General features: G+C 42.4%; 21 protein-coding genes. 11 read left to right on the plus strand and 10 right to left on the minus strand.

Going from position 1 to position 25,912, the window contains the following annotated elements; all coding sequences use genetic code 11:
• Positions 1 to 82: 82 nt before the first annotated feature.
• Positions 83 to 1,201 (plus strand): GGDEF domain-containing protein, encoded by a 1,119-nt coding sequence (locus CH373_RS07135; protein ID WP_100712703.1) that lies wholly within the window; start codon positions 83 to 85, stop codon positions 1,199 to 1,201.
• On the opposite strand, the gene CH373_RS07140 is transcribed toward CH373_RS07135, so the two are convergent.
• From CH373_RS07140 to CH373_RS07150, 3 genes are read right to left on the minus strand one after another with little or no spacing between them, the layout of a single operon-like run.
• The gene (locus tag CH373_RS07140; protein ID WP_100712704.1) at positions 1,202 to 1,606 is read right to left on the minus strand and encodes a DUF5360 family protein; all 405 of its coding nucleotides are present in this window, start codon (positions 1,604 to 1,606) and stop codon (positions 1,202 to 1,204) included.
• 7 nt (positions 1,607 to 1,613) lie between these two features.
• On the minus strand, positions 1,614 to 2,999 hold the full coding sequence (locus CH373_RS07145; RefSeq protein ID WP_100712705.1) for a high affinity choline transporter 1: 1,386 nt from the start codon (positions 2,997 to 2,999) through the stop codon (positions 1,614 to 1,616).
• A gap of 41 nt (positions 3,000 to 3,040) precedes the next feature.
• The gene (locus tag CH373_RS07150) at positions 3,041 to 5,035 is read right to left on the minus strand and encodes a hybrid sensor histidine kinase/response regulator (RefSeq protein ID WP_207763705.1); all 1,995 of its coding nucleotides are present in this window, start codon (positions 5,033 to 5,035) and stop codon (positions 3,041 to 3,043) included.
• Positions 5,036 to 5,170: 135 nt separating this feature from the next.
• Here CH373_RS07150 and CH373_RS07155 point away from each other — a divergent pair, with 135 nt between their 5' ends.
• The 4 genes from CH373_RS07155 to CH373_RS07170 all read left to right on the plus strand — a co-directional run bounded on the left by CH373_RS07155 (position 5,171) and on the right by CH373_RS07170 (position 11,691).
• The gene (locus CH373_RS07155; protein ID WP_100712707.1) at positions 5,171 to 6,304 is read left to right on the plus strand and encodes an MBL fold metallo-hydrolase; all 1,134 of its coding nucleotides are present in this window, start codon (positions 5,171 to 5,173) and stop codon (positions 6,302 to 6,304) included.
• A gap of 139 nt (positions 6,305 to 6,443) precedes the next feature.
• Positions 6,444 to 7,775 (plus strand): TolC family protein, encoded by a 1,332-nt coding sequence (locus CH373_RS07160; RefSeq protein ID WP_100712708.1) that lies wholly within the window; start codon positions 6,444 to 6,446, stop codon positions 7,773 to 7,775.
• Positions 7,772 to 8,590 (plus strand): efflux RND transporter periplasmic adaptor subunit, encoded by an 819-nt coding sequence (locus tag CH373_RS07165; RefSeq protein ID WP_100712709.1) that lies wholly within the window; start codon positions 7,772 to 7,774, stop codon positions 8,588 to 8,590. Before CH373_RS07160 ends, CH373_RS07165 begins: the two co-directional genes overlap by 4 nt.
• Positions 8,587 to 11,691: an efflux RND transporter permease subunit gene (locus CH373_RS07170; RefSeq protein ID WP_100712710.1), complete on the plus strand. Its 3,105-nt coding sequence runs from the start codon at positions 8,587 to 8,589 to the stop codon at positions 11,689 to 11,691. Before CH373_RS07165 ends, CH373_RS07170 begins: the two co-directional genes overlap by 4 nt.
• 15 nt (positions 11,692 to 11,706) lie before the next feature.
• Here CH373_RS07170 and CH373_RS07175 read toward each other — a convergent pair whose 3' ends face one another.
• On the minus strand, positions 11,707 to 12,444 hold the full coding sequence (locus CH373_RS07175; protein ID WP_100712935.1) for a polyphosphate kinase 2 family protein: 738 nt from the start codon (positions 12,442 to 12,444) through the stop codon (positions 11,707 to 11,709).
• 130 nt (positions 12,445 to 12,574) lie between these two features.
• Here CH373_RS07175 and CH373_RS07180 point away from each other — a divergent pair, with 130 nt between their 5' ends.
• On the plus strand, positions 12,575 to 13,702 hold the full coding sequence (locus tag CH373_RS07180) for an MBL fold metallo-hydrolase (protein WP_100712711.1): 1,128 nt from the start codon (positions 12,575 to 12,577) through the stop codon (positions 13,700 to 13,702).
• A gap of 2 nt (positions 13,703 to 13,704) precedes the next feature.
• Here the strand turns inward: CH373_RS07180 and CH373_RS07185 are convergent, their stop codons facing one another.
• The gene (locus CH373_RS07185) at positions 13,705 to 14,652 is read right to left on the minus strand and encodes an alpha/beta hydrolase (protein ID WP_100712712.1); all 948 of its coding nucleotides are present in this window, start codon (positions 14,650 to 14,652) and stop codon (positions 13,705 to 13,707) included.
• Positions 14,653 to 14,839: 187 nt separating this feature from the next.
• On the opposite strand from CH373_RS07185, the gene CH373_RS07190 reads away from it, so the two are divergent.
• On the plus strand, positions 14,840 to 15,769 hold the full coding sequence (locus CH373_RS07190; RefSeq protein ID WP_100712713.1) for an MBL fold metallo-hydrolase: 930 nt from the start codon (positions 14,840 to 14,842) through the stop codon (positions 15,767 to 15,769).
• 7 nt (positions 15,770 to 15,776) lie between these two features.
• Here CH373_RS07190 and CH373_RS07195 read toward each other — a convergent pair whose 3' ends face one another.
• The 4 genes from CH373_RS07195 to CH373_RS07215 form a co-directional block, all read right to left on the minus strand.
• The gene (locus CH373_RS07195; protein WP_100712714.1) at positions 15,777 to 16,580 is read right to left on the minus strand and encodes a LamG domain-containing protein; all 804 of its coding nucleotides are present in this window, start codon (positions 16,578 to 16,580) and stop codon (positions 15,777 to 15,779) included.
• Positions 16,581 to 16,725: 145 nt separating this feature from the next.
• Positions 16,726 to 17,424, minus strand: a complete 699-nt coding sequence (locus CH373_RS07200) for a DUF1554 domain-containing protein (protein WP_165778793.1) — start codon at positions 17,422 to 17,424, stop codon at positions 16,726 to 16,728.
• Positions 17,425 to 17,743: 319 nt separating this feature from the next.
• Positions 17,744 to 18,430, minus strand: coding sequence for a class I SAM-dependent methyltransferase (locus CH373_RS07210; RefSeq protein ID WP_100712717.1), 687 nt, complete (start codon positions 18,428 to 18,430; stop codon positions 17,744 to 17,746).
• A complete protein-coding gene (locus CH373_RS07215; RefSeq protein ID WP_100712718.1) occupies positions 18,427 to 19,758 on the minus strand; it encodes an MFS transporter in 1,332 nt (443 codons plus the stop codon). The genes CH373_RS07210 and CH373_RS07215 overlap by 4 nt, the downstream gene beginning before the upstream one ends.
• 117 nt (positions 19,759 to 19,875) lie before the next feature.
• Between CH373_RS07215 and CH373_RS07220 the strand changes: the two genes are divergently transcribed.
• The 3 genes from CH373_RS07220 to CH373_RS07230 all read left to right on the plus strand — a co-directional run bounded on the left by CH373_RS07220 (position 19,876) and on the right by CH373_RS07230 (position 24,301).
• Complete coding sequence (locus tag CH373_RS07220) at positions 19,876 to 21,888, plus strand: protein meaA (protein ID WP_100712936.1); 2,013 nt, start codon at positions 19,876 to 19,878, stop codon at positions 21,886 to 21,888.
• 9 nt (positions 21,889 to 21,897) lie between these two features.
• Positions 21,898 to 22,860 carry a P-loop NTPase family protein gene (locus tag CH373_RS07225; protein ID WP_100712937.1) on the plus strand — a complete coding sequence of 321 codons (963 nt, stop codon included), beginning with the start codon at positions 21,898 to 21,900 and terminating at the stop codon, positions 22,858 to 22,860.
• A gap of 178 nt (positions 22,861 to 23,038) precedes the next feature.
• The gene (locus CH373_RS07230) at positions 23,039 to 24,301 is read left to right on the plus strand and encodes an ankyrin repeat domain-containing protein (protein ID WP_100712719.1); all 1,263 of its coding nucleotides are present in this window, start codon (positions 23,039 to 23,041) and stop codon (positions 24,299 to 24,301) included.
• Here the strand turns inward: CH373_RS07230 and CH373_RS07235 are convergent.
• Positions 24,291 to 24,761, minus strand: coding sequence for a hypothetical protein (locus tag CH373_RS07235; protein ID WP_100712720.1), 471 nt, complete (start codon positions 24,759 to 24,761; stop codon positions 24,291 to 24,293). The genes CH373_RS07230 and CH373_RS07235 overlap by 11 nt on opposite strands.
• Positions 24,762 to 25,068: 307 nt before the next feature.
• Here CH373_RS07235 and CH373_RS07240 point away from each other — a divergent pair, with 307 nt between their 5' ends.
• A complete protein-coding gene (locus CH373_RS07240; RefSeq protein WP_100712721.1) occupies positions 25,069 to 25,875 on the plus strand; it encodes an acyl-CoA desaturase in 807 nt (268 codons plus the stop codon).
• The last annotated feature ends 37 nt before the right edge of the window (positions 25,876 to 25,912 follow it).

The following is a 25,912-nucleotide window of genomic DNA, read 5'->3' on the forward strand; positions in this document are numbered from 1 at the left end:
TTCAAAACGGAAAGAATTCCCTGCCAGAGGAAACAAACATTCAAATTCGTACTGTTTCATACGTCTATGAAAGTAATAGCACATGCCTTTTCGAGATCTTGCACAGTCCGAAGATGAAAAAACCTTCACGCATGAAATTCTTGCATTAAGAGCACGAGACAATGGAAGGATGTTTCAGATTCTCGCAGTGGTCGCAGTCGGAGTTTGCTTTGCATTCACCGCTCAAAATATTCTAGATCCGGGTACGCCTGAAGGAAGCTCTATTCCGTATTATCTAATTTCGGTTTATGCGGCATTTGGAATTCTCTCCTGCAGTTTATTTGTATTCCTTCGACTTTATTGCGAAAAACTACCATCCGCAACTCAGATAGTAGTTTATATCTACGCATTAATTGCCACCACTACTACCACCTCGCTCACGATCATCGACCTCGCCCATATCCATGATTATTCCGGCTATCTGTTCGGAATGCTCGGCCTACCTCTATTCCTCCGTGCAAAGCATTGGGTATATGTGGTAATGATTATTTACAATTTTATATATTTCTTAATCGGTTATTCTTATTTTGTCGGTAAAGTCATCGGCCTTCCTGTTCTTACTCCTATCTTCGTGTTTTCGTTATCAAGTTGGTTCTCCTCTATCATCATAGAGAGAACAAGAGTAAGGGCGAATATTCTCCAACTGAAACTAGTAGAATCAAATCGGCATTTGACTGAACTCTCTTACAGAGATCCATTAACAGGATTGCATAACCGAAGATATTTGATCGAGGCCTTATCCTCTTTGATCGCAAACGCAAGAAGATATAGATTAGAACTGTCCATCTTACTTTTGGATGTGGATCATTTCAAAAAGACGAATGATAAGTTCGGTCACTTGGTCGGAGATGCAATTTTAGCGAAACTCGGAAGACACTTAGGAAACTTGATCCGAGAAAGTGACTTGGCGGCACGCTACGGCGGAGAAGAATTTTGTATTGTTCTTACAAGCACCCGCAAACGGGAAGCAAGCAGGGTCGCAGAAAGGATTCGGAAATCAGTCGAACAGCACCGTTTTGAGGAAGTCCCTTGGCGAATCACCGTAAGCATCGGAGTTAGTTCATTAAAGAAATCTCAAACAATGGAAGATCTTTTGAAGACCGTGGATGAAAATCTCTACAAAGCTAAATCTAGAGGTCGGAACAAGGTTGTTTCCGTATAACTAAAGCCGACGGTTTCTGACAAAATAGAATAGGAAAGGAATCGGATAAATTAACAAAAAAAGATTCGGAAACCACCAAAACCAGTCAAACCATCCCTGTATCATCCAAAAAGAAATCGCCTGCAAGCCTGAAGCAGAAGTAAACGCCAAAGAAAGTATAGCGAATTGATTCTGCCTGGCATCCTTTTTTGCATGAAGGCGAAGAGCATAGATTCCTGTCGCAGAAACAAATAGATCCAGAGGCAAAAAAGACCAGTTCCAAATCACCATTGTTGCATTCTTGTAATCCGGAAAAAGATATTCGTCTGGAATCCACCCGAAAGCTGTGATCAACCAATACAGTATAAATCCAAAATCTACGAGGATGAAAAAGGGCTTAAGAATCTTCGGAAACTGTTCTTGCATATAAAACTTAATTTTTTTCTAATTTATGAATAGGCAAATAAGCACCGAGTAATTGCAAGAACAAACTTGCACCCAAAGCCGGAAGAGAAGCAGGTATCCATTCCGGACCTAAAATCTTGAACCATAACCAGACTCCCATTCCGCCAAACATCGCGCCGATCGCCCCGGTAGCGTTTGCTTTTTTCCAAAATAGTGCAGCGACCAGTGGTATAAATAGTGAGACCAGGCTAATCGAGGATGAATCGGCCACCAATTCGTAAATATTCGTTCTGCTTAGTGCCATGACTGTTGAAACTGTAGTAATAGAAACCACAGACAATCGCATGATTCTCAAAAGTGTTTCTTCACTAGGATCTTTTAAGGTGGGTCGAATCAAATTTTCTCCTAGTACAGTCGCAGGAGCCAGTATTGCTCCTGATGCAGTACTTAGAATCGCCGAGAGAAGTGCTCCAAAGAAAAGGATTTGCACCAAGACCGAAGAATGGAGCAAGACCACTTGGGGCAAAATCATTTGATTGTCTCCGACAGCGATGTCAGGATAAAGTTTCCTCGCCAATACTCCAGCGATTAGCGGTAAAAAGGCGATGGTCAAATACAGAAACGAACCGAGATAAGAGGAATAGACTGCAACCCTTTCTGATTTAGAGGACATTACTCTTTGAAAAATATCTTGCTGTGGAATCGAGCCCAACCCGATCGTAATCCAAGCGGCGATATAGGCCAGAATCGACTCCATTTTTGGCGGAGGTAAAAATCGAAAAAAGCCAGGAGGTGTTTCGGAAGCAAAATGCGTGATTCCCCCGGATTTACTTGCGAGATCCCATACTAAGAATAATAGGCCGACTATGATCAGTATTGTTTGTGCAAAATCGGTAATTGAAATCGCCCACATCCCACCTATATAAGTATAAACTAATACAACTCCAGCTCCTGTAAGAATCCCTATATAAATATCAATCCCTAATAAGGAATTCAGTACGATCCCCATCGCTACGAGCTGCGCTGCGATCCAGCCGAAATAAGATGGAACCATAAATAAGGCAGAGAGGAACTCCACCTTTTTGCCAAACCGATTTCTGTACAAGTCTCCGAATGTAAGAATATTCATTCTATAGAGTGGCCTTGCAAAAAAGATTCCGACCAAGAGTAGACAAAGCGCGGCACCAAAAGGATCTTCGATAACTCCCAGCACTCCCCCATCTACGAATTTGGAGGAGGCGCCCATAAGAGTTTCGGATCCGAACCAGGTCGCGAACAACGCAGACGAAGCGAGAACGAGCGGAAGTCTTCTACCCGCCAACACATAATCCTGAGAACTCCTTACAAATCTGGACGCTACAGCGCCGATAAGAATCGTTCCTAGAATATAAATAAATACGAATGTGACTAGCACCTTGAATTTGCTTCTCCGAATAATTTCAGATATCCTTGAAACTATTCAATAAGCTGGTCGTCAATTGCAGAACGAATTTTTTTTAATATTTCATTTGGAATGTATGGTTTTTGCAATACGTCCTTCACACCGGCGCGTATCATTTCTATCTTTTTTTCCGGATCTATGAAGCCGCTGGCCAAGATCACCTTCAACTTTGGCTGAAGCTTTTTCATTTGATAGAATAACTGGTCTCCTGAAATTTCCGGAAGTCCTATATCAGAAAGGACTAGGTCGATTTCAGAAAGATGGTCTCCATATTTGTTGATCGCCTCTCTCCCGTTCGGAACCATTAATACAGTATAACCCTTCCCTTCCAACAATACTCGAACCATTTCTCTTAACATTTCTTCGTCTTCTACTACTAAAATGGTCTCTCTTCCTCCTGGCGGCTCCGTAAGATGAGTGCCGGAATCCAATTTAAAGGAACTAGACTCTGTTTGTGCAGGAAAATATAGATGAAATTTAGTACCGACTCCTAGTGTACTTTCTACCGTAATGTAACCACGGTGTCGTTCCACGATTCCAAAAACTGTAGCTAATCCAAGACCCGTTCCTTTTCCTGGTTCCTTGGTTGTGAAGAACGGCTCAAAAATTCTTTCTCTTGTAAATTCATCCATTCCTTCTCCGGTATCAGAAACGGAAAGTTCGATATAGTGTGAAGGAGTCGCGTCTGGATAAAAGGCTCTCACCTGTTCGCAGGACACTGCGCATACTCGCAAAAGTAATTTGCCTCCACTCGGCAGCATGGCGTCTCGAGCATTAATGCATAGATTGATGATGACTTGATGGATCTGAGTATGATCCGCCAAAATCAGAGGCATTTTTTCTTCCAAAGAAGACTCGATTTGGATCAACTTAGGGAACGTTTGCTTCAATAGAGATACGACTTCCGATACCACATTATTAATATTTAACAGCTCCATCGTGGTGTCCGCTCTGCGAGCAAAGGTAAGTAACTGTCGGACTAATGAAGTTCCACGATTAATTGCATTTCCTATCGAGCTGATATTCTTAGTCCTTCTTTCCACATCGTCAGAATATTTTTCAAGCAAGGAAAGGTGTCCTAACATTATGCTAAGTATATTATTAAAATCGTGAGCGATCCCACCTGCGAGATTTCCCAAGCTATCCAGTTTTTGTGCCTGTATCAATTGGTGTTCCAATTGTCTTCTTTTGGTGACATCTTTCATGATACCACCCACTCCGACGATCTTTCCATCTCGAACAATTGGATGAGTAGAAATCTGTACCCACAAGTACTGCCCCGATTTAACCAGGGCTCTATGCTCGAAAACTTCTCGGTTTCCCTTTATTGTGGAATTGATAATTTTTTGAACAGGTCCCTTATCTTCCTCTACCACAAAATCAAGAAAATGTTTATTAAGAATTTCTTGTATCTTATATCCAGATTTAGGTTCCACAACAGAGCTTACAAATGTTACCCTTCCCTCAATGTCTAGGGAGAAAATCACATCGCTAATATTCTCCACTAACTCTTGGTAAATATGTCTGGATTCTCTTAATTCGTTTTCTACCTTCTTATTCTCGGTGATGTCCTGGATCATGGCCATCCCATAGGCTATTTCTCCGGCTCCTTGTTTGATCGGTACGTGATGTACGTTAAAAATTCTTTCTCTAAGCGAAATTTCACAAACAGTCTTTTGGCCAAGCAGCGTTGCCCTGTAATGCGGTTCCATCGTTGCATAAATGTCAGGAGGAAGTACTTCTCGAGCCAATTTTCCCACAATTAGCTTGGGGGAAAGTCCCAAATCAGGGAGAATTTCCCCCTCTATCAAAACGTAACGAAGATCGCGGTCAAAAATAGCAATAGCACCATTCGGAAAATTCTTGGCGATAGCCTGGTACAAGAATTCACCTTGGATGAGCTCGATCCCGCTTTGAAGTCCTTCGCTAATATACCCTTCATCCATCATACTGGACCATTCTCTAAAGGAGAGTCTCTGTGAATGCAAAAGTCCCGAACTATAAAACACTAAAAACTAGCTTAAGTAAATCAAAAGATCACCTAGTCTTGTGTTTACGATTAATATTTATCAATAAACGAATCGTCATAAGGTTGCGTTTTCCGTTCCTTTGCAAAATATGACGCGATATATTTGGACAACGGCATGAATCTGAAAAATATTTCTGGTTTTAAGATGTGTTTGGAACTTTTTAGAAACTTTCGCAGTATCGACAAATCTTTTGTCGGCTTATCCTTCTTCCTTTTGCTCTTCGCTTCCTGCGCTACGATTCCGATTACGCAAGGCCAACCGTTAATATCTCATTACGAGGCCGATTATAAAAATAAAATCCAACTCCAATATCTTGGAACCGGCGGCTTTTTGATCCGTAAGGATAAGAACGTTATCTTTACTGCTCCGTTTTACTCAAATCCGGGGTTTATGCGCGTCGGTGTGTTTCCTTTTTCGTTTCCGATTTCTCCAGACATAGACGCGATCGATCGATTACATCCTCGGATTCCTGATTCGGATGCAAAGGCGATTTTAGTGGGTCACGCACATTACGATCATCTAATGGATGTGCCGTATATCGCCACGAACATAAATAAGAAAGCTTTGATTTATGGCAGCAAAACTATGATCAATTTGTTGCTTTCTGCAGATCCCGTCTTACCCGCGAATAGGCTTGTGAATATGGAGAGCAAGATGGCTATCCCGGAACAAAAGCAAGGCGAATGGGTCTGGATCGTAAAGGATGAAATCCGTATCATGGCAATCAAATCGAATCACGCTCCTCACTTCTTTGGCATCAAATTTCTAAAAGGCGAAGTAAACGAAAAAAGAGATAGCCCACCTACTTTTGCCTGGCAGTGGAAAGAAGGACAGCCGCTCGCCTACTTGATTGATTTTATGAAGTCTCCCACAGAGGTTGGATTCAGAATTCATTATCAAGATGCGGCAAGCGATTATCCGAACTCCTTACTTCCAAAATTCGATTCCGAATCGGATCAGAAAAAGGAAGTAGATTTAGCGATTTTGTGTGTAGGCAGTTACAACGAGGTTTCGGAATATCCGGAGTATATAATAAAGTCCATCAAACCGAAGAATATTATTTTAGGTCATTGGGAGGACTTTTTCAGTTCACCGATAGATACACCGAGTGACGTACTCAATGTCCGCAACCTGCTCTTTGGGAATTCCAGAAAAGACTTTCTGGAAAGGGCAGAAAAACACTTACGAAAGGATGCGAGAAAAATCATCCCGAAGCCCGGACATAACTATAATTTTGATCTAAATTAACCGAAAGGTTACAATTTGCAAAAATAGGACGTTTAGAGGTAATCAACGACCGGAGCCACGAATTCAATGGAGTAGGATCATTTTGTAATATCCGTACTTTCATTTGCCGAAAATCTAGTAGGAGAAATAGTGCCTCGACATGTTCCGCCTTACTAGTTTTCTCCTACTTTTGCAACTGCTCGGAACCTGCTCCCTATTTTCTCAAACCCTTGAAAAAGACCCGCAGCCCCTTACCATCGAAGAATGTGCGAACATTAGCCTAAAACAAAACCTAACTCTTTTGGCAAAGAAGTATGATGTGGACATCGCAAAAGCGGACGAGATACAGGCAGGACTTTACAGAAACCCGTCTTTCAGTGCTTTATCTAGCTTAAATCCTTTTGGAAAAAATTATAACCAGTCGAGCACGGGAGGTCCGAGACAGCTCGATTTACTCTTAAACGTTCCTCTGGATCTGAGTTCCAAAATAAAGTCAGGAAAGAGAAAGGCCCAAACCTGGACCTATATTTCCGAAGTGATGTTAGAAGCAGCATTTCGCGAAGTCGCTTATCAAACTAGGGTTGCCTACCTTGAGCTAGTTCTAAAGGAGAATGTGCTCCAACTACTTCGCGATCGGGAAATCAACTTGCAGCGGCTCGCAAAAACCATCCAGAATAGGATCGGTGGAAGCGGGATCCAACCCTTACTTCTCACTCGTGCACAACTCGCGGTGGAAAGTGCATCGATAGACACGCAAGTAGCTGTAGTCGATGTAGAGACAGCGAGGAGAGCCCTTGCTCTCTTACTAGGTAAAGAAGGGTCTCCTGATTTAGTTCCTCTTACAAAACTTCGCGATGTACAACTGGAAGATCCTCCAAAGTATGATGAAATTATCGAGACCGTAAAAGAGGATTATCCGAATCTGCAAGCGCTTCGACTAGCGGTAGATTTTTCTGAAAACCAAATTACAGCAGCCCAAGCACAAGTGTGGGACGACTTTACTCTGTTTGGCGGAGTAAGCAGACAATCAGGAGTGGACGCATATCCCAAGGCTCTTCCTAATTCGGGCTATCCGATGGAGACTGGGATTCCAGGGCAATCCTCCTGGGCACTCGGGGTGATTATTCCATTGCCGAGTTTAAATCGAAACCAAGGTAATATTCGAAAGGCCAGAGTCATCAAAGAACAAGCGACAGTCTATTATCGCGCGGCGGAGATTACTTTAGAAAAAGAAGTCAAGACTTTAATTCAGGGAATGCTTCTTAACAAAAACATAATACAGCAGATCGAATCGAGTCAGCTTCCTAAGGCTCAAAAAGTCTTGAATAACCAGCAACGGCTTTTCGGAACAGGAGGAGCGAACTTACTCGAATACTTTGACGCAGTCAACGCATATAACGGAACGTTGATGACCTATTACAAGGCGGTTGCGGATTACAGGAAAAACCGGGCCAAATTGGAATCCTACTTGAACAAAGGGATTCGTCCATGAGCAGGTTGAGAATACTTTTTCTATTTTCATTGGTATGCGCGGCCGCTTTTCTATTTTGGGCATGGTGGAAATTTTCCCATCCACCCGAGATCAAACCTGCTCACTATTTTACTAACGACGGTTATATGATCCGTTTTTCGCCCGATTCCGAATTTGTTAAAGGAATCGTTTCCGAATCCGCAAAACCCTCTCCTCGCGAGGATCGCACCCATTTTCACTCAGTAGGACAAATCATACTTTTGGTGGATAGATCCGGGGCATTGATCGGACCACAGAGAAGTTTGGTACATTTGGATCCGGAATTATCCGAGAAATTCGGATTAAGCAAAACGAATGCTAAAATAGATACCGCTTTCGGGATAGTCGATGTTCCAAAGGAACATTCCAATCAGATGCGAATCAATGCAGATCTGGAAATTGCCATCTATGGATTGAGAAAAGCGTCGGCAAACGCGAAGATCGTAAAAATCCAAAGATCCTTTAGTTCCGCAAACTCCATTACAATTTTATTTAGAATTAATGAAGGAAAGGACTGGTATCCCGGAACTAACTGCGAAGTGAATTTCCCGGAGATTACCAGCAAGCCTACCGTAGTACCTGCGCGCTCTATTGTTCATTTTCAGAAATTGGACCATGTGTTCATAGAATGGTCCAAAGGAGTTTATGCACCTAGAATCGTTACTGTTCTAGAAGAGAATGACCAGACTTTTTCAGTTCTAGGCGTGAATCCAGGAGAGAAAGTCGTCTCCAAGGGAGCAATTCTACTCCAACCACTTTTGAATATGACCAAGAGCGAAGAGGAAAATAGCTGGTGAAAGCCGAATCCTTACTTCATAAATCCGTAATTTTCGCGTATGAGGCCAGGTGGCTTACGTTCTCAATCGCAGTCATCATTTCAGGATTGGGAATTGTAGCATTCCAATTTTTGAATATAGATGCCTATCCTGACATTTCCGGAACTCAGGTCCAAATTATTACTCCTGTTCCAGGTAGCGCAACCGAAGAGGTAGAAAGACAAGTAACCATTCCAATTGAAAGAACCATGGCTGGACTAGCTCGCGTAGAAGTCATTCGTTCCAGATCGATTTTTGGACTCTCCTTAGTGCAAATTCTATTTGAAGAAGGTACAAACGATTACTGGGCCCGGGAACAGGTTTATCAAAAAATGTACGAGGTAAAACTCCCTCCTGGAATCGAGCCCACATTAGGAAGTCTCGCTACCGCATACGGTGAAATCTATCGTTATGAGCTAGTCAAAACCGACAAACACGATCCAATGGAACTTAGGACGTTTAACGATTGGGTCGTAGTACCACGATTATTAAGAGCAAAGGGAGTCGTGGAAGTAGCCAACTTTGGGGGCTTGGGGAAACAGTATGCTATTCACGTAAAACCGGAAGACCTAATGAGGTGCGGAGTAAAACTTCAGGAAATAGTTTCCGCGGTTCAGAATAGTAACAGCAACAGCGGCGGGTCAATCTTAGAAAGAGGGAGCTCCTCCGTAGTCATCCGAGGAATTGGTCGAGTGACTGATTATAAGGAACTGGAAAATATTTTTATCAAAAATAGCTTCGGGACCCAGGTTTTCGTAAAAGATATAGGTACTGTAGTTTTAGATCACCTTCCTAGAACCGGAGTATTCGGTAAGAACGATCGAGACGACGGTGTGGAAGGAATCGTTCGCATGCGAAGAGGCGAAAATCCTTCTATCGTTCTCGCTAGAATCCAAGAAGCCATCACTGAGTTAAACGAGGAGACCTTACCATCGAACATTCGAATTCAACCTTTTTACGATCGTTCCACTCTCATTCATGAAACCTTAGAAACAGTAGCGCATAATACTCTGCTCGGAATCACATTCGTTATTATCACATTATTCATATTCTTGGGGAATATCAGAATGGCAATGCTGGTCGCTCTAACCATACCATTCTCCTTGTTATTTGCACTTTCTTTAATGTTCTTTTCGAACATACCGATCAGTCTACTTTCAGTTGGTTCTATTGATTTCGGGATTATTGTAGACGGAGCTGTCATCGTATCCGAGAACATCGTCCGAAAATACTCGGAGCGGAAGAGAGCAGGTGCGTCGGAATCGATTACCTTACTAGCGGCAAAAGAAGTGCAGAAACCGATGATCTTCTCTATGGGGATCGTAATCATAGCCTACACTCCCTTGCTTTCCCTGACAAGAATAGAAGGGCTTTTGTTCCGGCCAATGGCTTTGACTCTTTGCTTTGCGTTGATCGGTGCATTGATCTTCGCGTTATATCTAATTCCCCCGCTTTCTGCCCTGTTATTCAAGAATACGGATCGCTTGCACCAACATAAGGAAAGTCGAATATTCTTAAGTATCCAAAACGCATACGATCATATTTTGCCTAGGCTTCTTAAGTATAAAAAAAGAGTCGCAGCTTCCTTTTTGGGCTTCTTTATCGGTTTGATTCTGATCATCATACCAAATTTAGGGACAGAGTTCCTGCCCTATATGGACGAAGGAGTCTTTTGGTTAAGAACCGGCTTCCCGGAAGGGATCTCTTTGAGAGAAACTTCGGAGTATGCTTCAGAAATTCGGAAAATGCTGCTTGAATTCGGAGAGATCTCTTACGTAACCTCTCAAACCGGGCGCAACGATGTTGGAACTGACCCTTTCCCATTGGATCGAATCGAATTCATGGTCGGACTAAAACCCAAATCAGAATGGAAACAGTTTAAGAACAAATTTGTTTTAGAAGACGCGATTCGAAGAAAATTGAAGTCCAGATTTCCGACTTTGAGGATGAACCTGACCCAACCGATCATTGACTCTGTCACTGAAGATAGTAATGGAACGTCTGCGGACCTCGCCGTCGAGCTGTTAGGTCCCGATATGGAAACTCTTAGAGACTTGGCGGCAAAAACGGTTTCCATGCTCAAAGGAATTCACGGGAGTGTAAACGTAAACATCGAGCAAGAAGGACTGCAACCTCAATTGCAGATCAGAATCGATAAGAAGAAACTCTCTACTTATAGAATCTCTGCGACTTCGGTAAATAACGTTGTGAATACTGCGATCGGAGGCTTACCGGTTTCCGAAATCAACGAAGACGAAAAAAGGTTCGATATCTTAGTAAAATACGCTCCTGAATACAGGAAGGCTCCCCAGGCGATCGCATTGCTCCCCGTATTCAACGAACAAGGAGAACCAATCCCCCTGGGGCAAATCTCGGAGATTCGAGTGACCGATGGAGAGACAATCATCGCGAGAGCTAGAGGGAGCAGAAGGATCACGGTTCGGACGGATATCCGAGGTCGTGCTCAAGGAGACTTCGTAGCCGAAGCTCAATCAAAATTTCGTAATACGATCCAAGTTCCGAAAGGATACAAGGTAGAATGGTTGGGTATGTTCGAAAATTTATCTAGGGCCAGAATTCATTTTGGCTTATTGGTTCCGATTTCTCTTTTACTTATTCTTCTTCTGCTGCTTTTTCTTTTTAGATCCATTTCCTTATCTATGTTAGTATTACTTTCCGTTCCATTTGCCGCAACCGGATCCATCGTAGCCTTATTCTTGAGAGGGATGCACCTTTCTGTTTCTGTGGGAGTAGGTTTTACTACGCTATTTGGAATTGCATCGATGCACGGAATCCTTTTAGTGAGCAGAATTCACCACCTACAACAAGAAGGACTTCCTATTGATCAGGCAATCCTGCAAGGAGCCAGCATGCGACTTAGACCGGTGCTGATGACCTCCTTCGTTGCGTTCATGGGACTATTGCCCGCCTCCCTTTCTACCGGAATCGGTTCGGATATCCAAAGACCGATCGCGACTGTGATGGTATGGGGAATTCTGAGCTCCACTTTCCTGAGCTTGATTTTGTTGCCCGTATTTTACAAAATTATTCAGGACAAAATCAAGATCCGAATTACCGTTTGATCCATTAGAAGTTCTTCACCTTTGTCTTTTTGGAAAAGATAAGTCCAGTCGTTCTATATGTTCTGCAATCGTTTTTGCCACCTTGTAGTTCCTGTACCATTTATCGTCTGACGGCAAAACATGCCAGGAGCTATGCTTGCTGCATTTCTTGATTACTCTGTCGTATGCTTCTAAATACTTTTCGTAATGATTTGCGGCGATCTCGTCCGATTCGGAATATTTCCAATTTTTCATCGGATCAGAAATCCTTTTTCGAATTCTATGCTTTTGCTCACTCGAACTGATATGTAAATAGAATTTCAAAAGAATGGTTCCGTTATCAATCAGATGCCGCTCCAACGCATTGATTGTATCATACCTATTCTCCAATATCTCTTTATCCAAATTTTGTGCAATACTAGGCTCTATGATATCCTCGTAATAAGATCGATTGAAAATTTGAATGATCCCCTTCTCGGGCAACTCTTTAAAGATTCTCCAAAGAAAGTCGTGCTCCAATTCTACTTCATTAGGAACTTTGAATGCCTTTGCACGAACCCCCAAAGGGTTCATGCAGGAAAATACATGCCGAATAGTTCCATCCTTTCCAGAGGCGTCAACGCCTTGAAATAGGACCAACATAGAGAACTTCTTTGCAGCAAAGAAAAGGTTTTGAAGATCAAACAATTCTTTTTGGAGTTTTTCGATCTCTTTCTCTGCCCATTCCTGACTTACATCTTCTGGCGCTTTGGTTTGAATTTTATCTAATTCCATTTCGTGGTTTTTCATACTCAGACTAACGAAAGTTATCCTTGGAGGCTAAATCTTTCAAACATTTCTTTCCATTGACACGATTTCAATCCCATCCTCTGATACTAAATTTATATAAATCGGGGGAATGATAATGTTTCAAACTAGACGATTTAGAGTTTTATTTTCAATCGGAATCGTATTGCTCGGCCTACTACTATTTCTTTTTTGGCAAACTTCTTGTTTCAATTCATTAGGAGGCAATCCGGATGGTCTTCGATTAGAAAAAATGAAATCTGCACGAATGTACAAGGATGGCAAATTCGAGAACGATCCACTTGTCCCACTTATCACACCCGGATCTTATATGCAAATGATTCGTCGGCAATTGTTCGGCACTGAGCAAAGAAATCCTGCTCGCGACATCCCTATCGTCAAAGTCGATCCTTCCACCTTTTCCAAAAAAATTTCTCCCGGACTTAGAGCGATCTGGCTTGGACATTCTACCCTCTTATTGGAAATCGATGGTACTAGAATCTTGACCGATCCGGTATTTTCGGATCGTGTCTCTCCTTTTAGAAATATCGGACCAGAAAGATTTTTCCCTTTGCCATTAACTCTGGACCAACTTCCAAAGATTGATGCGATCTTGATCTCGCATGATCACTACGATCATCTAGATATGGAGTCTAGCAAGGTCTTAGCTAAACAAGGCGCACGGTTTTTTGTTCCCTTAGGAGTGGGAGCTCATCTAGAATCTTGGGGAATACCAGAGACTCAGATCGTTGAAATGGATTGGTGGGAAAAAAATAGAGTTGGTTCTTTGGAAGTCGTATGTACTCCGGCGGTTCACTATTCGGGCCGCGGCCTTTTGAATCGAAATTCTACTTTATGGTCGTCGTGGATTCTGTTAGGCGAAAAGCATAACTTTTTTCACAGTGGAGACACCGGTTACTCTTCACACTTTGCAGAAATTGGAAAATTGTACGGCCCTTTCGATCTCACCTCGATAAAAATCGGAGCATACGACTGGACTTGGGAAGGAATACATATGAACCCAGAAAGTGCAATTCAGGCTCACCTCGATTTAAGGGGCTTAAAAATGATTCCGGTGCACTGGGGAACTTTCAATTTAGCGATCCACTCTTGGGAAGAGCCAATTCTAAGAGCATTAAAGGCGGCCGCGAAAAATCAGGTTCAGATTTTGACGCCTAAGCCGGGTCAGTTGGTAGATCCTTCGACTCCAATAAGCTACACAAATTGGTGGGAAGAAGCAAACTGAGCCTATTTCAACTTGCCGAAATCTGGAACATACTGATCTAGAAATTGATTCATATGTTTTTTGTATTCTTCATAGTTTACATTAAGATCACGAACATGACTAGCTCCCCAATCGTTTAAGAACAAAAGCTTCTTTGTGTGAATTAAACCTTTGTAATTTACCTCTGCGTGATAAACGGGAACGCTTTCGTCGGATTTAGAATGCGAAATAAAGACTGGACTCTGTACATCTTTAGCAACTTTCTTTGGAGAAATCTGGTCGGATTCGAAATCACACCTTAATTCTGCAATCGTCATAGAAACTGCCATCATCACTGCTGTAAGAACTGAACCGAATTTGCGACTGCCTTCGTATTGGAAGGACTCATTCATATCGCTGGGAGTCGAATCGATTGCTACAAAGGCGAGTTCGGGCTCTCTTGCGGCCGCGAGAAACACGATCGTTCCTCCCATAGATTCTCCTAAAAGTCCGATTTTTGATTTCGGAAGTCCAGTCTTTGTAGTCATCCAATAAAGGATCGACTGCATATCTTTACTTTCATGAAAACCGAACGTACCACACTGCCCTCCGGATTCTCCGTGAAATCTAGCGTCCACAGAAAGTATCGAACAACCTCGGTCCCAGAACAACGGCGCATATTTTAGGACTGCCCAACGAGTACTCTTGAATCCGTGTTGTAAAATGACTCCACACTTTGCTTGTTCGAATCTCGGATTCTTAAAAAACCAACCTTTGAGTACTTGTTTTTCCGAACCATGCGCATCCGATTCAATGGCGATAGTCTCAGGTTCAGGTAATCCTACATCGGAAACTTTTTGCAGTTCTACGTGAACTCTGTCTTCCTCTAACGTGCGTTTGCTGAAGTGTATGATATCTTCCGAGAAAAACCATCCCGCGGCGATATACAAACCTATGATCACTAATAGAGCGATAATGCATTTTTTTATCATTGAGCTTCTCTTCAATAAATCTTAACACGGGTTTATGCGAAATTCCCGTTTCGCAGATTGATTCGAAGAAAGTCATAAAATTCAGAACATTATGGATCAAGCACAATCCGATACGTCCGACTAATCTGAAAGGTCTAAGATAGAATTCAAATTGCAAAATATCGCCCACCTGACCAAATTCATCATTATGCGATATTTGTTATTCTTATCTATTCTGCTTTGTGCTTCTTATTGTTCTGTTACGGTTACTACCCACAAGTCTTCTGTAATTTCCAAAGGACAGAGCTCTTCCCTTTTGAAGATAAAACCGAATGAAAAGGGACCGATTCGATTTCAAAAAATTTCGGCTGCAGATTGGGTAGCAGAACGCGATGGGTTGATTGATTTTGGAGATCCAAAGGCTAAATCGGCAAAATTAGACTCCGGTCTTGAACCTATACAAATCTACTACTATATATTAGAACATCCTAAGTTTGGTACTTATTTAATCGATTCCGGAATAGCAGAAGTTTTTAGGAAAGATCCGAAAGAATGGCCACTTTCTAGCTTCGTTCAATCGATCATGAATTTGTCCCATTTGAAAATCAAAGAGACCTTATCTGAAAAGCTCAAAAAAACGCCGACTGAAATTGGGGGAATTTTTCTCACTCACTCTCATCTGGATCATATATTAGGAATTCTTGACATTGCAGAAGGAGTGCCCATTTACGCCGGACCCACGGAGCTTACGCATAAAAGGTTTATCAATCAATTCGTACAAGGGGCCACGGATACGATGCTCGGGAAACAGCCTTCGCTTTTCGAGTTATCCTTCTCAGAAGGTTCTCCCGGGTCGAAGTTTAGAGTCCTAGATTTTTTTGGAGACCAGTCCTTGTTCATTATTCACGTTCCAGGACACACAAGCGGCAGCCTTGCCTTCGTTGTGAATAGCACTGAGGGACTGCAACTAGTTACCGGAGATACTTGTCATACGAGCTGGGGATGGAAGAACAATGTTACGCCTGGAGGTTATACGGATAATATTTCCAATAACAGAGAAAGTCTGAACTTCTTGCAACAAATCGCAGAGACTTTTCCGAAAATCGTAATCCATCCGGGGCACCAACCTTTGAACTAGTTGGAAATTACTGCAAACTTAGGAGCTGAATCTCTGTAGACGATAGCGCCCTGTTATAGATTCGCACTTCATCGATTGCCCCGTCAAAAATATATCCTGAATTGAGTGAGCTGGTAGCAAGTTGAAAGGATGCGAGAGTACCCCAGGGGTAGTTCAAGCCGCCAGATCCGCTTGTAATTTGAGATCCGTTTACATAAAAAGTCGCTCTTTTGGTGGGCAGTTCCCATACAAATGCGATATGGTACCAAGTATTGTTTGAGTAAACTCCACACGCGCTAGAGACATCCACATCTCCGGAGGATCCATCATTCGTAAATCCTCTCAACCTACCAGTGCATACTCCAATATTATAATATTGTAAACCGAATCCATTCCCCTGAGACAAAAAGATCCCGTTGAGCCCAGAAGGTACTGCTGGAAAATTGCCGCTCGCCCAAGCGCTGACAGTAAAGGACGAAATATTTCCGGCCAGGAAGTCTTCTCCATTTTGGGAAGAAGAATGGAAAGCAGTTCCATGGTAGTGAAATGCCCCGGAAGGAACTCCATCGTGTCCAGTCACAGAAGTCATACCAGATCCGAAAGCGCTCAGGTTTAGAGTTCCAACGGAGTCTTGCGCATTTCCATCAAGTGGCCAATGGTGCAATAAACCTTGGCTTAGAGTAGAATTTCCCAATAGCGAGGCCAAGATGAGATAGTTCTGTTTGCTAGAATCTACCTGGAGTAGATCATACAGAATGATAATCGTTCCACAATTTCCGAAAACCAGAGATAGAAATAGAGGAAGAAGAGCTTTAAGTTTGATTCGATTCATCTTCCTTTTTTCATCCGACTTTTTTTAAAATCCCATTCTCTCGACCGAAGGGTTTCGATTTCAGTCGGATTCCAGGTCGGTCTTAGAGAATCATAACCGTTCAGAATAATTTTTATTTCAAGAAAATTTCATACAATGCAGTCGTTTATTGGCTCACACATAATATCGGATATGCGGGACTGGCACATCCAAATAGGCCAGTACTCGCGGAGACGCTCGTGTTAGTCGTAGATATCATGTCCCCTGCACCCGCGGTTCCACCTACTGCAGTCCAGCCGACGCACTCTCCTCCGGAGAGCCAACTTGTAGTCAGACCCGACCAAAAGAAATTCGTAGGGCTTCCGGGTGTAGGACTAAATCCCGCACTTAACGGAAAGTTAAACAACGCAGATGCATTTGTTGTTCCGACAACCGTGGTCTTATTCTGCTGGTAATAGGTGGCGTTCGGTTTTAATACCCAATTTAAATTCTCTGCAATCCCACCGGAACAGTTTGCAGTAGTACATGCATGGCGAGCGGTTCCGATCCCGGAAGTATTATTTAGTAGCGCCCTATATTGGCCAGTCCCAGCAAGACTAGGTGGAATACTGGAATTACAAGTTATATCTGCACCGTCAATTCCGCTCAATCCAGAACCATTGAAGAGCGAACTAGTAACATACACATACCCCACAAAGCCAGGATTGACTAATGGCGGAATGGAAATAATCCCTGAATTCGAAAGTACCTGCGCCTTTAACAAACCTTCCGGCGTAGAAGGATCCAAATCGTTTGGTTCAAATTTCAGACAGTGAATCGTGAATATTATCAAGGAGGAAAAAATTGCAATGTTTGTGAATTTCATAATGATGCCCATTTTTTGGCCCTTTTAAACCTATCCATTTGTCCGTTAATATTGGCCATTAAAAGAATCGGCAAAGATACAAAATTCTTTCTTCCGGATGAAATACAGAGCGAATCGCGGCTTCCGGGCGGTTCGACTAGGAGAGTCCCCGCCCTACTGGGCGGGGGCTGGTGCGGTGGAAGTACCGAGCTCCGATTTCGCCGAGATATCAGAATTGTTCCGAAAATGCAAGCGCGATTCGGAAGACATCCTTGTAGGAGCTCCTACAGAAATATTGAAATAATTCGAGCGCTCTCGTACGAGCCGGGAATCTTAGGCTTCAATCTGTCAGATAAAATTCGTCGCAAAAAGGAGATCCAGTGACCAATCTGCTCTCTAATAAGTTGAATGAAACTCTTCTGAAATATTTTAATATCACTTTTTCATAAAATCTTCTAGAGCGTGCGTGTGCATACGGATCCACAAAAAAGATTTCTTTCTTCATTCTGTCGTAGTCCTTATTTGTCGGGACAGAAAAATACAAATACTTAACGATTTTATGAAGTTTCTCGAATATTGGCTTTATATCCGAGTCTTCCACATATTGAACAACCGAGTTGCAGATTCCCAAGTCAAAAGGTGACCCTATAAAGTATTTCGAATCCAAGTCCTGGATCGTAGAGTGTAAAAAGGAAAGATTATACGAATGAATCCATTTCTGCAAAGCCATTGCGTCTATCATTTCTTCCGAAGGATCGATGGCAAAGACTCTCGAAGGCCTGAGCGCTTTTACAACTTCTTTGAGTAGAATTCCTTTCCCGAATCCGAAATCTGCTACGCTATAAATCTGAAGCTGCATTAGCTCGAAAACGGACTTCATGTAATTTGCATGTTCTTTTGCATTGAACGAAGCATCTACATCGATCCCGGATCCATATATCTCTTTCCAGTAAGACGATTCAAAGGGAAGGCCGTTCGCGCCGTATGCTATGTAATCCGAATCCTCTTTTTTTCTTCTAAGTCTCATGCCTGAGGATTCTTGGATGAAGCAATGAGCTGAATTAAGAATATTCTTAATTTGTCATATGGTTTATCTGTTTCTAATTTGCCCATTGTAATCGCGACTTTTGGATTGAAACTCTTCAAGCTTGGATCCACTTCTATCTGCTTTAAAAGAGCTCCGCTCGATAATATCCTTTCTTCTGATAGAAAAAGATAAGGAGTATTTCTGCCTTTTACGTTTTTCAGCAGAATCTTCTTATCTACCGGCCAAACATCTTCCAATAAAAGATAATCCTTATCTTTGATTGTCTTTGGTGCTCGGAAGGAAAACTTCTGTTTCGTTTTGAAATAGAGATATGCAGCCGTAGGAGCCGGAATATAAACTTTCTCATCTGGATTGATCACGCCCCTGCCCCTTAGCGATAGAATATCCTTAGAGAGAGAGCTGGACCGATTTGCATCGATCTCTGAGAGAGGTCGAACCGTAAAATATCCCGAAACTACGATGAGCAAAAACAACACTACGGAGGCGGCAATTGTACTGAGCTCTTTTTCAGATTTGAGTAGAAAAGTGCTGACTCCCAAAATTGCGATAAGGGATCCAAAACTAATTAGATACAACCACAATTGATATGCGAGATAGTGCAAAGAATTCTCTCCGTAAAAGTCGAGACCAGTAAATAATACGATCGAGAACACAAAAAAAGAGAGATATGCGACTAGGAATAACTTCGGAATATTTCTTCTCTTAAAAAAAACCGATTGCTGTTTTTTCTTTTCCCGAATCCCAACTGTTCCCGCCTTGATTACAAAAATCGTAAATCCAATCCAGAAAAACGTAAAGTGAGACAAGAACCCAAACGCCGTACACGCAACGAGCACCAAGATGTCGAGAACGGTTTCCATTCGGAAGGAGATAAAAAGGATCAGCAAAAAGCACAGACTCACTAGCTCCGGCATGAACTGAATTGCGATCGGATAAACGAGCGGATTGATTGCTGTTAAATAACAGACCAGATAGTGATTTAACTTCCAGGTTTCTCTTTGCATTAAATAAGCGCAAAGGTGGATCGCAAGACTTAAGAAAAAAGCTCCGAAGGAAAGTGCTGCAGGGACATAGTTTAAACCGAAAACAGACTTCCAACCCAGCAATAGCAAGAAGCTGAGAGGTTCATTTGGCGAAAAGAACTTACCGTCCTCTAATAGAGATCTTAATTCTGCTAAAACTCGAACCCCGTTTTCCGTGGACGGTTCACCATGCCACTGATAGAGAAAGCTCAAAAGTGCAGTTAAAAAAATGAGGGAGGCCGTAATAAAGATCGGATTTGCTTTTCTATTGCGTTCTAAGTCCATTCAGCGGGTACTTTAGGCTTTACCGGATTTCGAAGCAATGTTAAAAATTTAGGTGAAATTATACCAACACATTTTGAAGTAAACTTGAAGAGGCAACTCTTCTCGGGGATGATCGAGATGGAAAAAAAAGCACATATCCTATACGACAAAAGTGGAAGTCCTACAAAGGAACCGGCCTGGATCTTCCGGACCTACGCGGGCCACACAAATGCGAGAGAGTCCAACGAACTATTCCGTAAAAATCTCGCAAAAGGCCAAACAGGACTCTCTATCGCTTTCGACCTGCCCACCCAATGCGGATACAGCTCGGATCATTCCATCGCAAAACCGGAAATCGGAAAAGTAGGAGTTCCTATCAACACTCTCGAGGATTTCCGAATTCTATTCGACCAAATCCCGATCGAAGAAATGAACACATCAATGACCATCAATGGAACTTCCATGTGGTTACTCTCTCTCTATGTTGCTTTAGCGGAAGAAAGAGGAGTGGACATTTCTCTTTTGCAAGGAACCACCCAAAACGACATAATCAAAGAATACTTGGCGCGCGGAACCTATATTTTTCCACCGGAGCATTCGATTCGTATCATCGTGGACATGTACGAGTACTGTCTGAAGCATATTCCGAAATGGAATCCTTCGAATATCTGCTCTTACCATCTTCAAGAAGCAGGTGCCACTCCTGTACAGGAGCTCGCATTTGCTCTCGCTACCGCCATGGCGATCTTGGATGCAATCAAAGATCGAAATTGTTTTACGCATGAGGAATTCGAGCAATGCGTAGGAAGGATCTCCTTCTTCGTAAACGCCGGAATTCGTTTCGTGGAAGAAATGAGCAAAATGAGAGCCTTTACCGATATGTGGGATCGCATTACGACAGACACATATTCGGTGAAGAGCGAAAAGTACAGAAGATTCCGCTACGGAGTTCAGGTCAATTCGCTCGGCCTAACCGAAGAGCAACCGGAGAATAACGCCTGGAGGATCTTAATCGAAGCGCTAGGAGTCACATTGAGTCGAGACGCGAGATGCAGAGCGCTGCAATTACCTGCTTGGAACGAAGCACTTTCGCTGCCTAGGCCTTGGGACCAACAATGGTCACTTCGTTTGCAACAAGTTCTAGCGTATGAAACGGATCTTTTAGAATATCCGGATATATTCGAAGGATCTAAAGTAATCGAGAGCAAGGTAAAAGATCTGATCGAATTTGCTAATGTAGAGATCGATAAAATCAAGCAAATGGGCGGAGCAATCAAGGCAATCGATAACGGATATATGAAATCTCAGCTCGTAAAATCCCAAGCAGAGAGGCTCGCAAAAATCAACAATAACGAATTGGTTATCGTCGGTAAGAACAAGTGGAAAGAAGGGATCACCTCCCCTCTCACCAGTGATCCGGACGGAGGTATCTTTAAAGTGGATCCTAAATCCGCGGAAGAAACCTTACGAGTGTTAGCTGAAGTCAAATCCAGACGTGATGCCAAGAAGGTATCGGAGTCATTGACTCGTTTGGAAGAAGACGCAAAAGCTGGTAAAAACCTAATGTATGCTTCGATCCAATGCGCAAAAGCGTTAGTGTCCACTGGAGAATGGGCGGATGTTCTGCGCAAAGTTTTCGGAGAATACAGACCAGCCACAGGAGTCGAAGGACAAAAACTGAATTTAGAAACTGACAAAGTTTCTAAAGTGCGATCCAAAGTGGAAAAATACCTGAAAGAATCCGGTGCTCGCCCGAAAATCGTGGTCGGCAAACCGGGGTTAGACGGCCATTCCAACGGTGCTGAGATGATCGCAGTTTCCGCAAAACATGCCGGCTTTGATGTGATCTATTCCGGAATTCGTCTCACTCCCGAAGAAATCGTACAATCCGCGGTAGAAGAAAACGCGGACGTAATCGGTGTTTCCATTCTCTCCGGTTCTCACGTCGAGTTAGCAGAACAAATCTTCGCGGAACTAAAACACTACAAAGCAGACATACCTGTAGTTTTTGGCGGAATCATTCCGCAACCAGACTTCGAGGTTCTGACTAAAATCGGAGTAAAAGCTATTTTTACACCGAAAGATTATGACCTAATGGACGTAATGGACAGAATTATCGATATCGTTGCGAAAGCTCCGATCGCAGTATAATCTATGGCAGTGAGGTTCGCAGAACCAGAACTAAAAGCCTTAATCCAAGAAGCAGGAGCTGGCGAAAAGTTTCCGTTATCAAAGCTGATCACTGAGTTGGAAAGACCCAACTCTATCGAATTCCGAAGATTATTATTTCGTGAATTAGGAAAACTAGGATATTCCGGAAAAGACTCTCTTACAATCGGATTGACCGGGACTCCGGGTGCCGGCAAGTCTTCTCTACTCGGAGAACTTTCTACCGAATTCTTAAAGATTCCAAATGGTAAGAAAATGGCCGTAGTGGCAATCGATCCATCGAGTCATATCAGCGGAGGATCCTTGTTAGGCGACCGAACCCGCCTGACTCTTCCGACTCGCGAAAAAAGAATCTACTTTCGATCCCAGCCAAGTCAGCTGGAACTAGGAGGAGTCAATCCTTATACCTACCACGTAATTCGGTTATTGAGATGCTTTTTTGATGTCGTCTTTGTGGAAACAGTCGGGATAGGACAAAGCGAAATCGAAGTATCAAAATTTTCTGATATATCCTTTTTGGTTATGGTTCCTTTGGGAGGAGACCAAATCCAATTTATGAAAAGCGGGATCATGGAAGTCCCGGATGCATTTATTTTAAATAAATGCGATGAAGAAACTCTTGCTCAGTCTAGCTATCATACCCTTACTCATACCTTGGAATTCTTAAGAGATCTAACTCCCGGTGGCAAAGTTCCTCCCGTTTTCATGACCAGTGTAAAAACAAAAAGAGGGATCAAAGAGCTTCTTGAATATATGCTCTCTCAAAAACCGGGAGAAAAGAGAGAATCCGAAATGGATCTGCAGATTCGGAAATGGATCAAAAATGAATACGGAAATTTAGGTCTCAGAATTCTGGATCATTCCAAGCTGGATCTTTTGCCAACAGACTCCTTCGAGGATCGAGAACAGAAAATCGTCTCTCAAATTCAGTCCGAAATTCGGAATTCCATTTAGAAAAATTCAAACCCCGTTTTTCGAATTTTACAGAATGAGTTCTGCGAAATTTTTATATTTCTAAAATCCTATTTTTTGCATCGAACTCATTCTATTTCGATTGCGAACGATTCTTAATTTGGACTTACGTTATGATTCCCCTCTTGACAAACATCTTTTCTAGGCTAAGATCCACCGAATGAAATTTCTTTCCGACACTCTCATTTTGCGTTTGTTTATCAGTTTTTCGTTATTTGTCTTTTCCTATGGGGTACTCTCTCAAGAAGGAGAGTTTGTTCACGCCAAGAAACCAGTCGGAGAAAGTCTTTCCGGGATCAAAAAGAGAGCCGATTTGCCTCCTGCAAAAATTTCTGGGACCGGCTTAAAAGCAATCGCGATCGTTGGAGAAGTAGATGGAGAAGACGGTCCTCAAACTAGCACATACGTGAACAATATCAAAGGTGTTTCTAAAGTGCTACGTGATAGAGGAGTTACGGTAATTGAATTCTATCCGCCGGCAAATCGATGGAAGGATATCAAGGATGCTTCCAAAGGAGCAAACTTCATTTTATACGCTGGCCATGGAGTAGGAACAAACTTGGATAAATCTCCGTACGACCAACGAGAAGTAGGAGGCTTTGCATTAGGAAAAGATTTTGTATCTAACGAAATGCTTCGCTCTGATTTGAAACCTGCCGATGGTGCAGTCGTACTCTTTCTAGGTGCTTGTTTTACCGCGGGAAATATGGCTTACGATATGGGGGTCATCCGAGACGAGGAAGTGAAAAAAAGAATTTCCATGTATTCACAACCCTTTATCAAAACAGGCTTTAAAGGATATTTTGCCACTTGGGCACCCTGGACAGCTCAGACTATCATCGCTCAACTATTTGCTGGAAAATCTTACGGAGAAACCTATCTATCCCAAACCTCTGCACCTGAAGTTACCAAGTTATCCCATCCTTCTTTTGAAAATTCAGAGCTCTGGTACCATACAAAGCCCCCCATGACAAAACCGATTTACGATTATGCATTTGTAGGATCTCCTAATATACTAATCCAGAATTCGGCGCCTACGAACAGCGGCACAGATACGGAACCAGAGATAAAGCCTAGCCCAAGCTTGAGCCCTGCAGAGTTGCAAAAGAAAAACAAACAGCTCTTTGTTGCAATTTATTCCAAGCAAGAGGATAAAGCATTACAATTTCTGCAAGAAGGAGCAGACCCAAATGCAGACTACCAAGGCTGGAGGCCTTTGCATCTTTCTATCGTTTTCGATCTTCCGAATTTAGTAAAGGAACTGGTCCGTAGAAAAGCTTCCCTTAACTTCCAAGTAGACGGGTACACTCCCCTATCCTTAGCAACTGTGTATGAGAAACCTGAGCTGGTTGCAATTTTGGAAAACGCGGGCGCGACCAAGAGCAGAGCCGTCTCTAAAAAGCCTACAGCTCCTAAACTGTAACCGAAAACTCTAATACGATATGATCTCCCTCTTTCAATCGATTCCATCGAGAAACGAGATCATCGTATTGGAGGTATAATTCCCATACATCTTCATTGGAAATTTCTAATGGATAAGAGATAGAATAAATTCTGAACTCACTTTGGATCAGTACTTGGAATTCATGATCGGTGCATGCGCCCGACCAAAGCGATTGAAGTGTTCTTGCAAGTAGTTCTGAAACCAAGGACTCAATAGGCAGAGTTCGTATAATTTCTTTGGTAGATAATTCGCTGACTGAATATCCTTGGTAGATATTCCCGAAAAACCCTTGCTTCAAACCGAAATAGCTTTCTACTATAAAGTGAGCAAGATCGTGGATTGGCGTGTTCGGACCTAGATCCGATTTTTCAAAAGAGCCGTCCTGTTTCGTACAAACAAGTAGATTCCGTTTTTCTCTTTTAAAGATTTTGATTTCCATACTAAATTTTTAGTTCTAAGTAGGACTGGTTAAATCTAATTTCTAGATTTTCCTGTTCCACAAGGGACAGTTTGGCTCAAGACAAAATCGGGCTGATACCGAGTACTTGCCATACTTTTGCCTTTTCCTGCTCGATCCATTCTAACCCCTTTTATTTATCCTTTCCCAGTTACTAGTTTTCTTAGAATTTTTCCAAACTTTTTTGCAACCTCCCGGAGAGATTCGACTCAGATCTAATAAATAGAGAGCACCAAGCGAAAGTTGCTTTAAAGACTTTTCTTAGGTGCTGGGTTCAAGGAGCGCTTCAATGGCGATCATTTTAAGTTTTTTTGTAGGACATTGGGTTTTGTCCGCCTTTGCACAGTCCTTCTATTTGCATAGATACTCTGCACACCAGATGTTTAAGTTAAATAAATTCTGGGAAAAGTTTTTCTACTTCTTTACGTTCTTTGCTCAGGGTTCCTCGTTTTTGAATCCGAGAGCTTACGCAATATTGCATAGAAAACACCACGCATATAGCGATACAGAAAAGGACCCGCATTCTCCAGTGGCATCCAAAGGGTTTTTCGATATGATGTGGACTACCGCCGTTGTATATGAAGATATTCTAAATAAAAAAACCGAAGTAGAAAAAGAATTCAAAGGGAACTATCCTGAAATTCCATTCTTCGATAGATTTGCAGATTCTTGGTTTATTCGCCTCTTCTTTGGAACAGGTTATACATTATTCTATATGTATTTTGTTCCTGCAAATGCACTCTGGTTATATGCATTGTTACCTATCCATTATTTAATGGGACCGGTCCATGGAGCTATCGTAAACTGGTGCGGGCATATGTATGGATACAGAAACCACGGAAAGAATCCGGATAATTCCAAGAACACTCTTCCGGTGGATATTCTAGTACTCGGTGAATTATACCAAAACAACCACCACGCTCATCCGAACTCTCCGAACTTCGCGTTCCGTTGGTTCGAATTAGATTTGACTTATCAGGTAATGAGAGTTCTTCACTTTTTAAGGATCATCAAAATCCAAAGAGCTGTCTGGACTGAAAAGGGACGCCAAGAAATTCCAGGAGCATTGAAGTCTCCTCTGGAAAACGTAGCCTAATCAAATAGTCTAATCGAGTGAAACGATAGGATCGCAA

This window comes from Leptospira perolatii (assembly GCF_002811875.1).
Taxonomy (GTDB): domain Bacteria; phylum Spirochaetota; class Leptospiria; order Leptospirales; family Leptospiraceae; genus Leptospira_B; species Leptospira_B perolatii.

What these genes read in the sequence shown, in the direction of transcription:
- CH373_RS07155 (WP_100712707.1), top strand. Translation starts at nt 5,171, where the DNA reads ATGAATCTGAAAAATATTTCTGGTTTTAAGATGTGTTTGGAACTTTTT.
- CH373_RS07135 (WP_100712703.1), top strand. Translation starts at nt 83, where the DNA reads ATGCCTTTTCGAGATCTTGCACAGTCCGAAGATGAAAAAACCTTCACG.
- CH373_RS07230 (WP_100712719.1), top strand. Translation starts at nt 23,039, where the DNA reads ATGAAATTTCTTTCCGACACTCTCATTTTGCGTTTGTTTATCAGTTTT.
- CH373_RS07185 (WP_100712712.1), bottom strand. Translation starts at nt 14,652, where the DNA reads ATGATAAAAAAATGCATTATCGCTCTATTAGTGATCATAGGTTTGTAT.
- CH373_RS07240 (WP_100712721.1), top strand. Translation starts at nt 25,069, where the DNA reads ATGGCGATCATTTTAAGTTTTTTTGTAGGACATTGGGTTTTGTCCGCC.
- CH373_RS07180 (WP_100712711.1), top strand. Translation starts at nt 12,575, where the DNA reads ATGTTTCAAACTAGACGATTTAGAGTTTTATTTTCAATCGGAATCGTA.
- CH373_RS07215 (WP_100712718.1), bottom strand. Translation starts at nt 19,758, where the DNA reads ATGGACTTAGAACGCAATAGAAAAGCAAATCCGATCTTTATTACGGCC.
- CH373_RS07235 (WP_100712720.1), bottom strand. Translation starts at nt 24,761, where the DNA reads ATGGAAATCAAAATCTTTAAAAGAGAAAAACGGAATCTACTTGTTTGT.
- CH373_RS07210 (WP_100712717.1), bottom strand. Translation starts at nt 18,430, where the DNA reads ATGAGACTTAGAAGAAAAAAAGAGGATTCGGATTACATAGCATACGGC.
- CH373_RS07140 (WP_100712704.1), bottom strand. Translation starts at nt 1,606, where the DNA reads ATGCAAGAACAGTTTCCGAAGATTCTTAAGCCCTTTTTCATCCTCGTA.
- CH373_RS07165 (WP_100712709.1), top strand. Translation starts at nt 7,772, where the DNA reads ATGAGCAGGTTGAGAATACTTTTTCTATTTTCATTGGTATGCGCGGCC.
- CH373_RS07175 (WP_100712935.1), bottom strand. Translation starts at nt 12,444, where the DNA reads ATGGAATTAGATAAAATTCAAACCAAAGCGCCAGAAGATGTAAGTCAG.
- CH373_RS07190 (WP_100712713.1), top strand. Translation starts at nt 14,840, where the DNA reads ATGCGATATTTGTTATTCTTATCTATTCTGCTTTGTGCTTCTTATTGT.
- CH373_RS07160 (WP_100712708.1), top strand. Translation starts at nt 6,444, where the DNA reads ATGTTCCGCCTTACTAGTTTTCTCCTACTTTTGCAACTGCTCGGAACC.
- CH373_RS07200 (WP_165778793.1), bottom strand. Translation starts at nt 17,424, where the DNA reads ATGAAATTCACAAACATTGCAATTTTTTCCTCCTTGATAATATTCACG.
- CH373_RS07195 (WP_100712714.1), bottom strand. Translation starts at nt 16,580, where the DNA reads ATGAATCGAATCAAACTTAAAGCTCTTCTTCCTCTATTTCTATCTCTG.
- CH373_RS07220 (WP_100712936.1), top strand. Translation starts at nt 19,876, where the DNA reads ATGGAAAAAAAAGCACATATCCTATACGACAAAAGTGGAAGTCCTACA.